General features: G+C 58.5%; 7 protein-coding genes. 3 read left to right on the forward strand and 4 right to left on the reverse strand.

The features are described 5' to 3' along the window. The first annotated feature begins 157 nt into the window (after positions 1 to 157). The 3 genes from GVL50_RS10615 to GVL50_RS10625 all read left to right on the forward strand — a co-directional run bounded on the left by GVL50_RS10615 (position 158) and on the right by GVL50_RS10625 (position 4,967). On the forward strand, positions 158 to 1,447 hold the full coding sequence (locus GVL50_RS10615; protein ID WP_159812861.1) for a phospholipase: 1,290 nt from the start codon (positions 158 to 160) through the stop codon (positions 1,445 to 1,447). 48 nt (positions 1,448 to 1,495) lie between these two features. Continuing rightward, entirely contained in the window at positions 1,496 to 3,454 is a 1,959-nt protein-coding gene (locus GVL50_RS10620; RefSeq protein ID WP_159812863.1) for a DUF1302 domain-containing protein, read from the forward strand. A gap of 184 nt (positions 3,455 to 3,638) precedes the next feature. Next, on the forward strand, positions 3,639 to 4,967 hold the full coding sequence (locus GVL50_RS10625; RefSeq protein WP_371925967.1) for a DUF1329 domain-containing protein: 1,329 nt from the start codon (positions 3,639 to 3,641) through the stop codon (positions 4,965 to 4,967). A 73-nt stretch (positions 4,968 to 5,040) separates the two neighbouring features. Here GVL50_RS10625 and GVL50_RS10630 read toward each other — a convergent pair whose 3' ends face one another. Genes GVL50_RS10630 through GVL50_RS10640 form a run of 4 tightly spaced genes read right to left on the reverse strand, consistent with a single transcriptional unit; the run spans position 5,041 to position 16,150 of the window. Further along, positions 5,041 to 7,869, reverse strand: a complete 2,829-nt coding sequence (locus tag GVL50_RS10630) for an RHS repeat-associated core domain-containing protein (protein WP_159812866.1) — start codon at positions 7,867 to 7,869, stop codon at positions 5,041 to 5,043. Continuing rightward, on the reverse strand, positions 7,866 to 12,308 hold the full coding sequence (locus GVL50_RS10635; RefSeq protein ID WP_159812868.1) for a SpvB/TcaC N-terminal domain-containing protein: 4,443 nt from the start codon (positions 12,306 to 12,308) through the stop codon (positions 7,866 to 7,868). Before GVL50_RS10635 ends, GVL50_RS10630 begins: the two co-directional genes overlap by 4 nt. Beyond that, positions 12,305 to 12,919 carry a hypothetical protein gene (locus GVL50_RS29010; protein WP_256671849.1) on the reverse strand — a complete coding sequence of 205 codons (615 nt, stop codon included), beginning with the start codon at positions 12,917 to 12,919 and terminating at the stop codon, positions 12,305 to 12,307. Before GVL50_RS29010 ends, GVL50_RS10635 begins: the two co-directional genes overlap by 4 nt. Further along, positions 12,920 to 16,150 carry a neuraminidase-like domain-containing protein gene (locus tag GVL50_RS10640; RefSeq protein ID WP_256671850.1) on the reverse strand — a complete coding sequence of 1,077 codons (3,231 nt, stop codon included), beginning with the start codon at positions 16,148 to 16,150 and terminating at the stop codon, positions 12,920 to 12,922. Between the last annotated feature and the right edge of the window lie 16 nt (positions 16,151 to 16,166).

Consider the following 16,166-nt stretch of genomic DNA (forward strand, 5'->3'; position numbering starts at 1 on the left):
ACATCAAAAGATCGCAGCCTTCGGCAGCTCCTACAGGGATCGTGTTGAGATTTGAATTGGCGCCATCGGAGACTTTTTCTGGTGAGATCGGACAGTGTCAGCGGCGGGGGCGGTTGTTAGGCTCACTCCCCACGGCACCTCCAATAAGAACCCGGCAATGAAGCTGACATTCCTCCTGTTGCTGCTTTGTGCAACGGCCCCAAGTGCTTGGGGCTGGTCGAACCATACGGTGGGCAGCTACCTGGCGTTGCAGGATCTGCCGGCGTTGCGCGATGCTCCACTGGTGGAAGTCGAGCCGCTGGAAAACTTCCTCACGCAGCAATACCAAGCCGTCAGCGCATTGCTGGAAGAGCAGGAAACCTTCGCCCGCGATCACTTCGCTCAATACCCGCCACGCCCCGATGCGCTGAAATTACCGGCCACGCCGAGTGACAATCTGCGCCACGACTTTTTCACCGCGCTGCGCATCAACCCGCAGATTCATCTGGCGATGGTCATCCAGCCATTACCCGGCAAAGACCTGCCCGAGCGCGAGCATTTGCAGGCCAATCAAGTCATGGTCGAACAAACCCTGTCACCGTGGAATCGCCAGCGCTTTATCGTCGTCGCCAACCACGAAAAAGTCGCAGCACTCGCGGTGCTGGCCAGCGCCGCCGACGAACCGGATTACGGCCACGACATCAACCTCTTCACTGACAACCCCGGCGACGCTGGCGCGCGCTACGGCTTCGGCCCGCAACCCTTTGGTGACGAGCGTTTCCAGTACAGCTCGCAAGCGCCGTTCCACATGGGCTTCTTCCACGAAAGCCCGGTGGTCTATGCCGCTGCCGGATTCCTCGAACGCAGTTGGCCGGACTGGCGTGCGTATCAATACATGGGCCTGGCGCGACTGGCATTTGCCAGCGGCCATCCGTATTGGGGTTATCGCTTTCTCGGCTGGGGCCTGCACCACGTTCAGGATCTGACTCAGCCGTATCACGCCAAGCCATTGCCGGGTGTCGATCTCGCCAGTCTTTTGCTGCTGGAAGGCAAGGCGCTGGCCGGTTTCTCCGCCGACAAACAGGCCTCCATCGAACGCGTTGCGACCCGGCACATGGAAGTGGAGAAGTATCAATCAACCTGGCTGCGGCGCTTGCTGCGTGCCGGCAATCCGCATCCGATGCTCGACGCTTACACCGATGTCGCTCAAGACAAATCCTATCCGCCGTACTCGGTCGACTACCTGCGCGAAGTGGTCAGCGCCGAGTCGGTCGACGACTCCGCCGCCTTCGACGAAGCGATCGGCCAATGGCTGGAAACGGCGCCAGCGACCAGCGATTTCAGCAGCGGCAATCAGCTGCAACGCGAAGATTTCGACCATCCGGCACTCAATCAACAGCTGTTCAAACTGCTCGGCCATTTCGGCGCGCACAGCCGGATTTACGTCAGCGCGGGATTGGCGCCCTAGCCACCGCGACAGGACAAAAAACAATAAAAAACAGGGAAGGAGGAACACATGATCAGCACTCGATTGCGCCTGACGGGCGCGGTGCTCCCCGGTGTCGGCCTGGCAGGGCTGCTGCAACTGTGCGCAGTCGATGCGGCGCACGCGGTGGAGTTCAGCTTCATGGACAAACAGGTCACCGGTTCGATCGATACGACGTTGTCGTACGGTCGTATGTGGCGGGTGCAGGGCCGCGACAAATCCAACGATGACGTCAACACCAACGACGGCAATCGCAACTTCGACACCGGGCTGGTTTCCGAGGTGTACAAGATCACTTCCGAGCTTGAAGCCAACTATCAGAACTACGGTTTGTTCATGCGCGGCACGGGGTTTTATGACACGCAACTGATGGACAAGCGCAACAACTATTACGACAACAACAGCCCCTCGCAACCGAGCCAGAGCTACCCGCAGGACGACCGTTTCACCAGCCAGACCCGCGATATTGCCGGCAGCCGCATCGAGATGCTCGACGCGTATGTGCACGGCAGTTGGGACGTCGCGCAGATGCCGGTGACCGCCCGAGTCGGGCGACAAGTGTTCAACTGGGGCGAGGGGATTTTCTATCGCGGCGGGATCAACACCACCAACCCGGTGGACGCGGCCAAGTACCGTTTGCCCGGCGCCGAAGTTAAGGAAGTGCTGGTGCCGGTAGAGGCGCTGAGCTTCAACGTCGGCCTCACCGATTCGCTGACCATGGAGAGTTTCTACCAGACCAACTGGAAAGAAACCCGCATCGATCCGGTCGGCACCTTCTACTCGCAGACCGACCTGTTCGCCGATGGCGGCAACACCGGTTACAACAACTTCAGCGGCACCGCGCTCGACACGCCGGTGCCGGGGTTTGGCAACGTGATCGGCTTGTACAGCGCGCTGGGCAATAACCCGTTGCTGAGTTCGGCTTTGCAAACCACCGGGCTTTACGCCAACGGTGTGACGCCGGCTTACGGCAACACGTTGAAAGTTGCGTCGATTGGCAAGGACTACAACGCGCGTAACGACGGGCAGTTTGGTTTCGCTTTCCGCTACATCGCCGAGCAACTCAACAGCACCGAGTTCGGTTTGTACATGGTCAACTACCACGCTAAGGAACCGACCATCGCCGCGGATCTGGGCGGGTACAAGGGCATTGACATGGATGCGCTGACCAACCTGTTGTCCGGCGTTGCCGGCGATCAGGCCGGGGCGCTTGCCGGCGGTCTGGCCACGGCCGATGTGATGGGCAACATTCAGGCGCATCGTCGTTACGCCGAAGACATCCGCATGTACGGTTTCAGCTTCAACACCACGCTGGGTGAGGCCTCGGTGTTTGGTGAAATCGCTTATCGGCCGAACCTGCCGATCGGCGTCGCGGCGACCAACGATTTGATCGGCGACCTGGCCAACGGTGCGGCGGTGGCGGTGACGGGCCGGTCGATCAACGTCGGCGGGCAGATGGTCAATCTCAACAGCGAGATCAACAACGCCGAGCGCGTCGAAGCGTTCAACACCTCACTGGGCACCATCTACAACTTCGGCCCGACGGCCTCGTTCGACTCGCTGTTCGGCATCTTCGAACTGGCCTCGGAACATCTGCGCGGCAGCAGTTTGCAATACACCGCTTATGACGGCAGCACGCGTTATTACGCGGGGACTGGTAACTATTCCTATGTGTCCGGTGGTGATCGCGACGATCAGGTCAACCGTGATTCCTACAGCTACACGGCAATGCTCAACGGCACGTGGAACGACGTGTACGCCGGGGTCAACGTCTCGCCTTACATCGTTTACAAGGACGACTTTCAGGGCAACAGCTACCAGGCCGGCAACACCATCGAAGGTCGCAAGGCCTACACGCTGGGGATCAAGGCCAACTACCAGAACAAGCTCGAAGCCGAATTGCAGTACACCGAGTTCTACGGCGGCGGACAAAACAACGGCATCCGCGACCGCGACAACGTCGGGTTCAACCTCAAGTATTTCCTTTAAAGACCACACAGATCCCCTGTGGGAGCGGGCTTGCTCGCGAAGGCGGTGTGTCATTCAAGTAGTTGGCGACTGACACGCCGCTTTCGCGAGCAAGCCCGCTCCCACAGGAGAGACCTCACTCCCATTTCGGAGATTGATCATGTTTCACACTTCACGATTGACCAAGACCACGCTGGCGCTTGTCATGAGCCTGGCCGCCAGCACCGCCCTGGCCGCCATCACCCCGCAACAAGCCGAGCAACTGAAAACCACCCTGACCCCCATGGGCGCCGAGCGGGCTGGCAACGCCGCCGGCACCATCCCGGCGTGGACGGGCGGCATCACCCAAGCGCCGGCCGGCTACAAACCGGGTCAGCATCACCCTGATCCGTACGCGGCGGACAAACCGTTGTTCACCATCACCAAAGCCAATCTCGACCAATACAAAGCCCATCTCAGCCCGGGCCAGATCGCGCTGTTCAATAGCTATCCCGACACCTTTCAGATGCCGATCTACCCGTCCCGTCGCTCTGGCTCGGCGCCGCAGTGGCTGTACGACAACACCCTGAAAAACGCGACCTCGGCGAAACTGCTCGAAGGCGGCAGCGGCTTCTCCGACGCTTACGGCGGTGTACCGTTTCCAGTGCCGAAAGACGGCGTCGAAGTGCTGTGGAACCACATCACTCGCTATCGCGGCATCTACGTCGTGCGCCGCGCTTCCGAAGCGCCGGTGCAGCGCAACGGCAGCTTTGCGCTGGTGACGTCGCAACAGGAAGCGCTGTTCAACTACTACCGCCCGAACGGCCAGTTCGCTGACCTGAAAAACATCCTGTTCTACTACCTCGCCTTCGTAAAAAGTCCGGCGCGTCTGGCCGGTGGCGCAGCCCTCGTTCACGAAACCCTCGACCAGCTCAAAGATCCGCGCCAGGCCTGGGTCTACGACGCCGGCCAACGCCGCGTACGCCGCGCGCCCAATCTCGCGTACGACACGCCGATCGCTTCCTCCGATGGCCTGCGCACCGCCGACGACACCGACCTGTTCAACGGCTCGCCGGATCGCTACGAGTGGAAGCTCAAGGGCAAACAGGAAATCTACATTCCCTACAACAACTACAAAGTTTCCAGCCCCGACGTGAAGTACGCGCAACTGCTCACCCCGGGCCACCTCAACCCGCAATACACCCGCTACGAGTTGCACCGGGTCTGGGTGGTGGAAGGCAACCTCAAACCAGGTTCGCGACACATCTATTCCAAACGCGTTTTGTTCCTCGATGAAGACAGTTGGGGCGCTGCGCTGGTCGATCAATACGACGGGCGAGGGGAGCTGTGGCGCGTGTCGATGGCCTACCTGAAAAACTTCTACGACCTGCCCACCACGTGGAGCGCGCTGGACGTTTTCCATGATTTGCAGGCCCGTCGTTACTACGTGCAGAACCTCGACAACGAAGAAGCCGCGACCGTGGATTTCGCCCAGCCGGTACCCGAGGATGCGTACTTTATGCCGTCGGCGTTGCGCCAGCGCGGCACGCGATAACCGACTTGGTGAGCCAGGCCATGCCTCGTGCAGGGCATGACCTGGGCCAACTCGATCAAGGCAGAACGCTTAATCAGAACCGCTTGAAGTAGTTCGCGGGGAACATGTTGCCTATGTCATCAGCCAGCCGGGTTTCAATCTCAATCTGGTTGAGATGCCCCACGGGGACTTCAGCGAAATTGAAGAAATTGAAGCCGTCGCTGATGTTGATGTCGGTGGACTGCTGTTGGGAAGTCAGTTGATGCCATATCCAGGTACTTGAAGCCCCGGTTGAATAGGCCTGCACCAACTGGTCGTTAACCAGCGTCGGATTTTGTTGCGGCTGTTGCGCATACAGCGGCGCGAGCGCAGCGACGTCAGCCATGGCAATTTCATACGCCGGATCCTGCGGCATCCGCGGAGTGACGTTGAGGCTTGAAGCTACTTGGGGGTAGCGACTCTCCGAAAGCAAGTGCGGCATTGGATAAATCACCCAAGGATCGATGACCAGCGGATCCAGGCCAGGGTCTCCCAGTAACGTGAATCTGTGTCCGGGAATTTCCGAGAGGTGAACGGGAAGTAGCTGGCTGTTGCGTGCTGAGGATGAGAGCAGGCTGGAACTGACGACAGCGTATTCATCGCAATTGCCGGTCGCAGCGGCCACTGCGTGTTGTGCCCAGGGCTGCACGGCCGATGGTTGCCCGACGTTGGCGCGCAGGGCATTGGTCATTGTCGAGGACAGCTCCAGACTATTGGAAATGGCGCCGATCTGATTGCCTGGGCCGTTTGAAAGTAATGAGCGTGTCGTCCAGATCGTGTCATAGGCCAGTCTGTAACGCTCAAGATCGCCAGGATCCAGATACGCACTGGAAGCGCTGTGCGCAACCGAAGCGCGTGTAGCCGCCGGGGCCGGGGCTGTGGGCTGGGTACTGAAAGTGCCGATTTCATACTTGAAGAGGCCGGCGTGATCCTTGTACCGCAGTGGATTGTTGGCGACGAACGCATACAGATTCAACCCGTCTACCCTCCCGGCCGGATCCGCACTGATCCAGCGTTGGAGCCAGGGCGCGTAGTAACGCGAGCCGTAGTAATACAGCCCGCTGGCATCGCGCTCTTTGCCGGAGTAGCGAACGGTGCGGTAGTTGGCCACGATTTCGCTCCGTGCCGCCCGCCATGCGGTCGAACCAAAAGGGTAATAGCCTTCCTCACTGATGCGTTGGCCGTCGCCATCGAGTTCCAGTGTGGTGCAGGCGGGATGGTCATTAAAGGTGTATCGCAGAGCACCATTATTGATGGCGTCAGGGCGGCCTTTTTTCCAGTACAGACACGTGACCTGGCACGCTCCCGCGTCGACGGTGATGACATCAAGCGTTGACCTGCTGTCAGTGCGCACTTCCAGTCCCGGCAAATACAGCGTCTGGCGCAGATGTGTGGTGGCGTGGGCTTTTCGAATTTGACGTTTGCGTACGCGTTGACCATTGGCGTCGTAGAGATAGGTTTCCTGGTCGGCGTCGCCATCGGCTCGTTCAATCACCGCAACACGTTGCAGTTGGTTGCGGTTATCCCACTCCAGCGGCTGGCCCGGTTGCAGGGCGAGCTGGTTGCCATTGGCGTCGAAGCCATTGTCGAGATCGGGTGGGACATCGCCCTTTTTCCTGCGCAGGGCGCGGTTACTGCCGACGGCGACTTGCAGGGCGCGGGTGTAGTTGTTGCCTTCAGATTGATGCCGCAACGTTATGAGGTTGCCGCGCGCGTCGTAGCTGTATCGCTGAGTGAAATTGACCAAACGACTGAGGTCACCGGACGCAGGGAGCCAGGCAGGGAGCGACGCTTGCACGCGCGCGCCTTTTATCTCCCGTCCTGTCGCCTGGATCAGTTGATAAAGGCTGTCGTACTCATAAGTACTGACGGGGAGGATGCGCTGGTTGGTGTGGTGTTGCTCGGCCTTGCTGCTATCCGTAACGCTCACGACATTGCCGACCCGATCGTAGTCGACGTGCATTGATTGCAGGATTCGACCATCGGCCGTGGCCACCTTGCGTTCCTTCACCCAGCCATTGGCGGGCTGGTAAGACGTCTGCTGGGTGATTTTGCCACCGACATTCTGCGAAGTGATCTGCCCCTGCTCGTTGTAGGTCACCTGGTCGAGAATCAGCGTTTGCCCGGTGTCATCGTGCTTTTGCAACGTGATTTTCTTCAGTTGGCCCGCCACATCGAATTCGCGACGCTGGATATGCCCGCTGGCGTCGTTTTGCATTCGCAGCTCACCCGTCACAGCGTACTCCCAGGCTGTCGAGAAGCCGGGATCACTTTCCAGCAGGGTTTCCCGCTCTTCAGGGATTTTTGGCCAGCCCCCCGTGAGCGGCTGTTTCAGCAAGCGCCGGGTTTCGCCAATCAGGTTGCCATGCAGATCGTACTCCGCCAACGCTCGACTGCCGGCGCTATCGTCATGACGAACCAGACGGCCGCACAGGTTATAGCGCGCATTGTCGGTCGAGCCGTCGGCGTAGGCCAAGCGCTCCATGGCTTGTTGTGGGCCAGCGTTGTGTTGCTCGAGGATCACTATCGGACGCATCAGGCTATCGTGTTCGAACTGCCAGTGACTGCCGCGCGCATCCCACTTTTCCTCAAGTTGCCCAGCCTCCCCGAACAGGCTGACGCACCAGCCAGCATCAACGCTTCGGGTCAACAGGATTGCACCGGACAGGCTGGTGATTTCGCTGAAATCTGTGATGGAGGGACTGGCATCGACCGTGGGTGAATGGTGCTCGACGGACTGCCGGTAGATGTCGTGCAGGCTTCTGCTGATGCGTGCCTGCGGACGGCTGAAAGGGTCATTGCACAAGTACCTGACCTGGCGGATTTGAACCCCGCGGCTATCGACGACGTTCAGGGTCGGCGTATGGCGATGAAGAGCGCTCATGATGCGTCTCCCGGCTCAAGCGAAAGCGTGTTCTCGAAAGGCTTGTCGGCGTGGGTATCGTTTTCGTCCTCGCTCAGGGTGTACCAAGGGTGATAGGCATATCGGCGCTCATCACCGCTGGCATTGATGACCCTGATCAATCGCCCTGCGGGATCGTAGAATTGTTGATCGCAAAAGCCCGATGTACGTTTTATCGCGTCGTGGCTGTAGCGGTAATCGTCACTGAACCATGGCCGGTAGAGGCGGATGACTCGACCCTTGTTGTCGTATTCCACCGGTGCACTGACTCGCCAGCGTGCATCGACTTTCTGTTTGGTTTGCAGAGGCCGGCCAAAGCCGTCCTGACTGGCGATCATGATGCCGATCTGTTGCCCGGCAGCGTCCGGGTAGCGATCAGCCTGCAATGCAACACTGTGCACCGGTTCACGCACGGCGTTACTTGTCTCACGCCGCAAGTAGCGTTGCGCCGGTGTCAGGGTTGCGAGTTGCTGCAAGCGTTTGCGGGTGCTGGCGCGAATGAACCCGCCCGGGAGCAATTCTCCGGACGCGATCGCCTGATTGCGCCATTGCGACTCTTGTTCAGCATCGACAGGTGCCACCGTTCCCATCCAGCTCAGAGGGGCATAGAAAAATGCGCTGGCCGCTTGTTGCAAGGACTGCTGAGGCGACTCGATGGCGGCGACAGTTGACGTGTTCAACGGATGAGCGTCGAGCGGTTTGAAACCCTGTTGCTTGTCGACGGTGTTTTTGTACTGGCTGAGCACGCGCACGTTTCCAAAGCCATCGTAACGCGCTTCTCGGATGATGCCGTTGGGGTCGATCAGTTGGGTGGCGCTCAGGGTTCGATAGTCAATGGCGCGTGTTTGCGTGGTGCATTGATCCGGCAGCGTGATCGAAGTAATCAGGCAATGGTAACGGTCATAGCCGATCGTAGTCCGCCCCTGTTGTCTGCTGGCGCTGAACGTTTTGGGTCTGAAAAAACCGTCTGCGCCCTGGTAAGTGGTGTAATCGCGTCGCACCGACCAGAGGTCTGCGGCAATCGCCCAAGTGTCTTGCAGTGGCGGCGCGATGGTCATATTCCGGTAGCCGCTGGCTTGCAGTTTTTCGCGGATATCAACAGCACGGGGCGCGGTCTGGAGTGTGGCGAAGGCTTTGAGTGCCAAGTCGTTGATCTCGGCAGTTTCGCGATGATCCACCAGCGCTTCGATACTTGCCTGGCCATCGGCCAATGTTTCATCAGTCTTGCTATCGCGGTAGCGCAGCACCGACAGAGCGGTCAAGACGCGCAAGGTTTTCCAGCGAGCGGTGGCGCTCAGTTTCAGCATGCTTTCATGGTTGATGCCGGCGGGGTCGAGTCCGTCGGGCAGCGGCGACTTGGGCAATCTCAAGGCGTGGGCGCATTGTAGATACGGCAATCCCAGGCGATGGTTCTGCCCTGCATCCAGATGAATGAAGCGTTCTCGGTTTTCCTGCACGTAGTAAAACTGCTGTTGATCGTCATGCGCATCACGCCACCATTGTTGTTGCCACTCATCAGTGAAGGGACTGGCATCAGTGGCCTGTTTACGTCGGGCATAACGGATCTCCATGGAGTGGGTGGTAAACCCGTACTGATCCCATTGCAGATTGAGTGTATGGCGGCATTGCGGATCATCGGCGATCCGCTCGTATTCAAGGCGCACCGTTTCGGCAAGTACGGGGTGCACGATGGAACAGGGACTGTGCTTGCCCCGCCCCCGGAGTTCGTTCAGTTGATAACGATACGTCTGCACTGAATAAGGAACCACTGATCGTGCATCGGCATCGCGGGCGTAAGTTTCTTCACGGAGGACGCTGCCCGCCAACGCGATGGCCATCTCACGCTGACGGGATTTCCAGTGAGCTGTCGCCGCCTTGCGTTTGTGGGTGTCGGGAGACCAGCTTTCGCCTGTGTTCTGAATGGCAGGTTTCAAGGCGACCGCGTCTTTGTCACGCCAGTCCGAAACCGGCAACAGTGGATCAATGGTGTCACCGCTGTGGAACCAGGTTTTACTGAGCATTGGCGGGGAATGAGCGCTGTAGGGGCTGGATCCGCTCTCGAGGCTGTCTGTCTGTTCAAGCAATCCGAAACCGCGGAACTCACGCTCTTTGCTGTCGTAGGCTGCGCGTCGGTAAGTGAATTGGCGGGTTAATCGATTGTCGGTAATTTCGTCGTGCACGGTCTGCTCCTTGACCACGGGTAACGGAAACGGCAATCGACAGAGCGTTTTTTTGTTCTTTGCCAGTAACTGTTTTTTCTCATCCAGCCACTCTTGGGCAGAACTGCGATAGCGGATGCTGTGAATGGCGCCCATGTTGTTGTCGGTTGTACCGAGCAAGTACGGTTTACCGTTGACGAAGTCATAGCGCCAATACCTCGTCGCGCTTCCCGGTATCTCGATCACCAGGCTGGAGCAACCGGTTCCCTGCAGGTCGGCTGCCCTGACCTGACAGAAACGATCCAGGTGCAGGCCATTGGGCCAAGGCAATTTGATCGGTGCCGCCAGTCCGTTGCCAAAGCAGTTCATGAAAATACGGGCACCATCGGCTTGCAGATAGATCAGGTCGGTGGCGCCACTGCCATCCAGGTCAGCCAGCAAAATGCGCGATGCATCGAAAGATTCGTAGGCAAAATCAAGTGGGGCAATGACCCGGCCTTTGCCGAATTGGCCTCGTCCGAGATTCGGCCAGCACTTCATTTCGTTGTGACGAATGCGCACCAGATGTTGCTGGCCGCTGCCCAGCACATCGCTGAAGGCCACCAGCTCGCAGGGGGAGTGGTTGTCACTGGGCAAGTCATCGTCATCAGGCATGCGCAGTATGTCGGTTGCCGTTTTGAACCCTGCCTTGCCCAGGCTGGCATTCAGCCTCACGCTGCGGGGGCCGATGATGGCCAGATCGCCGAGGCCCGTCCCCATCAGATCGACCAACTGTCCGTTGGCCTGGAAAAACTCTGTGGGGAATGCCTCAAAAGGCGTGAATCCAGACCATTTGCCCCTAGCATCAAGGGTAAAAAAGCCGCTGATGCCCGGTTGGAGCATTAGCCAGTCCGGTCGGTCATTGCCGGTGAAATGGCCAAGGATTTGCCGGACTGATTTGCCGGTGTCAGCGACGGGGATGCGTGGCAGTAATTGCGCAGGCAGATAGTCCACGCGATCGCCGCCGTCCTCATGACGTTTGGGGGCACAGTAACGCCATGCTTTTTCAGTCTGCTGAAGAATCCCCGGCAGACCCTCGCCGTACAGGTCGACAAACTGGAACAAGGGCGGATGTTGCAGCGTGTTCAGCACTTCGAAGGGCTGGAACCGGTTTGTCTCGGGTTGCCAGTCAAACGGGGTGTAGGAGAACTCGAGCGGAGGCAGGTAATCGGTATTGCCGTCACTGCCATAGGCCTGATTGAACACGGCGGTCAGCAAACTACAGGACAGGGGCGAGGTCTGGTACTCGAACAAAGCGCGGCGTACCAGTATCGGGCCGCTGGTCATTTTTTCTTCATCGGGGAAATGGTGAAACATCAGCACCTGCCGGCACAGGCGCGTGGTGCGCAACTCGAAACCATAGCGAAAGTCCGAGAACGGATCTGGACGCTCCTCTAAGATGGCTCGCCCCGCGACGTCAGGTTTGTCCTCCAGCGTGGCCGCACGTTCGCCGTAGTCGAAACATAACTCGAAATGGCAGCGTCGATCAGTGGCGGATGGATGGGTGAATGCGTAAAGCTGTGGAGCGCCAGTGACGTTGCCATAGCGCACACGGGTCAAGTAACACTGGATGCCTGTAGCGAGGGTCTCGGCGGTGTACTCGTAAACGATGTGTTCACCGTGGGCATTCATGCTTTCTTCAAGCAACCATTCCGCAACGTGATCAGGGTGGGCCGGATCAGCGCGGCGTGCCGACGGTGTTTTGCCATAGACGTGCTGGTGGCCATCCGCGCTGCCTACCAGCCAGAACCCGACCGGGTTATCAGCGCTCGCCCAGTGTTCGATGCGGTCGAAGCCGCGCTCGACCCGGGGGCGGTAGCGCACCACGCTATGAACGGGGTTTGTCGTATCGTCAGCGTAGTGTTTCCGGGTGGATTCGATCGCACCGCTGTCCTTGTTCCGGTCGGGCATCCAGACCGTGCCTTCGGGGCCGACGAACAAATCCTCATCGTTGTATGCCGGTACGCCCAGGCTGGTGCGCCGGGATATGGTCGGCACTGGCAGGTACCAACCCAGGCCGAATATCCCATTGCCGTGGCTGGAGCTGTAGCGTAAGGACAGTGCTGGCGCATAACCGCGACCTGCCGAGATCGGCAAGGCGATTTCGCAGGTGGCCGCGCCGCTGGAACCGACCGTTCCGATTTCCGCTCCGAGCGATTGAATCGCGCCGCCTCCCTTGGGTAGCGACTGCGGCGTTGCAATGAGTTGAGGGTCTTGGGTCATGGCGTGAGCCCTCCGACCCTGGCGGTGTAGCGCAGGTGAACGATGACATCGGTGAGCGATTCGAGCATGGCTCTTTGCGAGCGGTGATTGGGAAAGGACAACTTCCACTTCGAGACCGCACCGGTGTATTCGAATGGCAAGAAGCGCTCATCCTGAAAGTTCAGCATGAACAGGCCGCTGTCATCGACGCCCGTCGACAATGCGATTTGCTGATTCAATCTTGCCTGTTTGAGGACAGTCTTGCCGTCGCCGGGCAAGACCACTTCACTCGCGGTTTGGGTCAGCGTGGCGCGGATATCTTCATAAGGGCCAACGATGGCCGGCAGCGAAACACTGATGCTTTTGATCCGGCGCAGACAGTGTCCGGGATAGTCATGGTCGAAGAGCGATTGGCTCAACTCGAACTCGCAGGATCCATTGTTCACCAGCTCGAATTTGATGCCTTGCATCGCCGGGTTGCCGCCATCCCCGGGGACGATGTCATCCCAAGACTTGTTGATGGATTTCGCCCCGCCTGGCAGATCGTCCTCTTTCTGCTTGAGTCGTCGCAGCGACACGGTCTTGCGAATCTCCAGTTCGCGGTCATGGCACAGCAGGTAGGCATCGTTCATCTACAGCAACCCAAGCTTCATTCGCTCACCCGGGCCCAGACCCCGATAGGTGGTATTCCACGCCAGATGCTCAAAGAAGGGCGGGGTTGAATCGTCGGCCAGCTCATAGCGCCAACACTGTTCCGTCAGTCGGCACAGGGCGAGTGTCGAGTCATACACCTGGTAGTAGAAGCTCGAGAGCTGATTGGTGAACCACTGATAAAGCTGTGAGTTGGTAAAACGCTTGCTGAGAAAGTTGTAGGCGTTGCGGGCTTGGTTCAGTGCCGTCCGGGTTTGTCGTAATAGCAGTTGCGAGGCGGCTTCCTTTTCGGCCTCCAGCGCCAGTTGGGCATCGATCTGGGCAATTTCGAGGGTGACCTGGTCGCGGGCGAATAGCCATTCCTGATGGCGGCGACGGTATTGGGCGGCCCGTTCGAGCGCTTCGCCGGTTCCGTGGGCGGCAGTGGCTGCACCCATTGCCGCTGCTGCCACAGCCATAGGGCCGCCTTCCAGACGAAATCCACCGTCGGCCAGGCCGAAAATATTCGGTACGAGCGTCAATCCATGGCCGACGGCCTGTGCCGCATGCGCGCCAGCCTCGGCAATGCGCCCGGTCAGATGGGCAACGGCGGCGCCGACTTCTTCAGGATTGAGGACTTCATCAACCAGCTTGCTGTAGTAGTCCCGGCGTCCCTCTAGGATGGCTCTACCGGCAAGCAATGCCTCGCGGGACTTGCGGTCGATGGTCAGGGAATGTGTCTGCAGTTCGACGGCCATGTTGGCGATGTCCCAGACATGGTGTTGTTGCAGCTCCAGATAGCTGGCCTGCTCGCTACGTTCGATAAAGGACAGCAGCGTCGCCCCGAACTGGATGACACTTTCCACCGCCGTCATGGCTTGGGCGTGCATTGCGCTGAAGCGGTAGGGTGGAATCACCAGACCGGAGCGCTGGACGTTGCCGGGCTCCGCCGCTTTTGGCGGATTGGTGCTCAATGGATCGCCCGAGTCCGAAGTTGAACCGAAGATTGGAGGGTTTAAGGGCCGGCCGACGATATCGAGATTGTGCCGGAGGTTGTGCAAGCGACTTTCCAGTCTGTCCCAGTGCGCGATCAATACGGGATTGAAGGGCAACCGCAGGTGCGGGGTATCGATGGTATGGATCGACGGTGGATGGGCGTAAGGACGCACGCACACCTCAGGTGCCAGATTTTCCTGTGCCGATATGTCTTTGTTTTCGGTGCTCAGTTTTTTTTCAAAACTGCGCAGATCCGCGTTGATCTCGCTGCTGAAGTCGCCGAGGGTTATCGCGTTCCAGATGTCGGTCTGGCGGATATCCGGGCGCGGCCCGAGCAAATCCGCTGCCCGGACATACCATAGCTTTGCCTGCGATAAACCGTCGGGGGTCAACCGGCGATAGGCGGCATCGGCGCGATTGAGCAAGATGTCGATATGGAGCATGTACAAGGCTTTTCGAAAGTGAACCGGGTGACTCAGTGCGATTTGATGCGGATCCTGCGGGCCCTGAATGGCATGGCTGAGTTGCCCTGGCGCCGGAGTGCTGGAAGTCAGCGGTACTGAGTTCCAGTAATCAGGGCTGCCGCCCGCGATTTTTTTACGACCGGGATTGAACAGGTACTGCAACCAGTTTTCGGCGTGAGCGTATTGCCGCTCCTGATTGAAACGATGGGCTACCAGCCACGGCAAATAGAGAAATAGCTCGAAGAAATAACGACCGTAGGCACCATGGAAATCCATTACCCCGGCATCGCCGCCCGCCTCGAAGGGCGGCTCGGGCAAGTGCTGTGAACTCCAGCTCAGCAACTCATCCATGCTGGCTTCGGCACGTTCGATCAGATGCCTGGCGAACGTGATGTTCATTCGGATGGGCGAGCGTTTTTGCTTTTCAGTGACTGTGCTGCCGGATTCCGTGAACTCGATCTCGGATCCGGCGAAGTCGATGAACTCAGTGGTTCCTGTCTTCCCATCGAAGTGAGTGTTGATGCTGGGGGCGGTGCGCTCGTTCTGAAGCGCTTCATGGAGAAATTGCAGTTGTCGTTGCTCACCCGGCGGAAAGTGCTCGGCAAGATTTCTCAGAGGAACGTCTGTGTCAGCCTCTAGCAGACCGCTTGCACGAATGTCGGATCTGGAGATGGCATCCTTGTCGATCTGCGCCGACATCCAGAGCAAATGTTTCGCAGCCTTTTTGACGTATGGCACGTCAGTGACATACAGCGCGACCAACAGGCACGCATCATTCTGATCGTAGACAGCGATAGTCTGTGTGCCCTTCAGCACTTGCTCCACGCTCAGCGTGTGCATCTCTGTATGTAGCCCATAGGCTTGCACGCAGCTTGTGGGCGTACTCCAGCTTCCATCGTATTTCTTGAAACACATATTCAGACGGAATAAAGGGTTGGTCTTGGGCTTCCCTGGATCGCTGTTGCTTGAGGCCTTGTCTTGAAAGATGCATTCGGCCCAGATCACATACAGGCGCTTGTTGAACATCACGGGACGGACAGTGTGTTCAATGGCGCTTTCGGAAAAGGGTAGATCGAAGCGGTTCCAGTCCGACCAGGCCTGGGGTTCGGGCGCATCGTATTGGCTGGTCAGTGACTCAGGGACGCTAGGTCTTTTCGTCATGTCCAGTGAGCGCCAGTACCAGGTGTTCGCCGTTCTGGATCTGGCAACAAAGTAATAAGTACTGGCGCTGAAAACGCTGCCGTCGATGTAACCGTTGACGGTTTTCAGGTTTGCCACTTCTTCCAGCCTGCTCAGATAAGCCAGTACCGTGGTTTGTACAGACTCAATGCTTAACTGGTTCTGGTTGAGGTCGTTTTCCAGTTTCTTGAAGCTCTCGGTGCTGTTCTGGCGCAGCGTTGGATCAAGATAGGCCGCCGGGAAATAGTGCAGGCGTTCGTTAGTTGCCCAGCCTTGGTATTCATGCATCGCCGTGCGCCAGGTTTCAATCTGGTCGGGTGCAACGACGGCCGTGTGATACCCCTGCTCCATGCTATCCAGAATGCTGTTGATGTATTGCTGCAGGCTGGCGATAGCGCAAGCCACCGGGCTGGTCGGCACATCCTGGCTGACCAGTACGTCCAGCAGCAAGTGGTGGTAGAGGTCATTGGCGGTCTTGAGCTGCGTTTTAATGTCGCCGCTGTTTGAAACGTCCGAATCGATCAAGGATAGATAGAGCCCGAGCAGCGCGTCACGCAGGCTTTCTTCAAGTTGTTTTTCGATCAGTGCTTTCATGTTCGTTCCTTGAGCA

The organism is Pseudomonas sp. 18058, assembly GCF_902706155.1.
Classification (GTDB): domain Bacteria; phylum Pseudomonadota; class Gammaproteobacteria; order Pseudomonadales; family Pseudomonadaceae; genus Aquipseudomonas; species Aquipseudomonas rustica.

Excerpts from the sequence above, each read along its gene's own strand:
- GVL50_RS10615 (WP_159812861.1), top strand. The coding sequence starts at position 158 with ATGAAGCTGACATTCCTCCTGTTGCTGCTTTGTGCAACGGCCCCAAGT.
- GVL50_RS10620 (WP_159812863.1), top strand. The coding sequence starts at position 1,496 with ATGATCAGCACTCGATTGCGCCTGACGGGCGCGGTGCTCCCCGGTGTC.
- GVL50_RS10625 (WP_371925967.1), top strand. The coding sequence starts at position 3,639 with ATGAGCCTGGCCGCCAGCACCGCCCTGGCCGCCATCACCCCGCAACAA.
- GVL50_RS10630 (WP_159812866.1), bottom strand. The coding sequence starts at position 7,869 with ATGAGCGCTCTTCATCGCCATACGCCGACCCTGAACGTCGTCGATAGC.
- GVL50_RS10635 (WP_159812868.1), bottom strand. The coding sequence starts at position 12,308 with ATGACCCAAGACCCTCAACTCATTGCAACGCCGCAGTCGCTACCCAAG.
- GVL50_RS29010 (WP_256671849.1), bottom strand. The coding sequence starts at position 12,919 with ATGAACGATGCCTACCTGCTGTGCCATGACCGCGAACTGGAGATTCGC.
- GVL50_RS10640 (WP_256671850.1), bottom strand. The coding sequence starts at position 16,150 with ATGAAAGCACTGATCGAAAAACAACTTGAAGAAAGCCTGCGTGACGCG.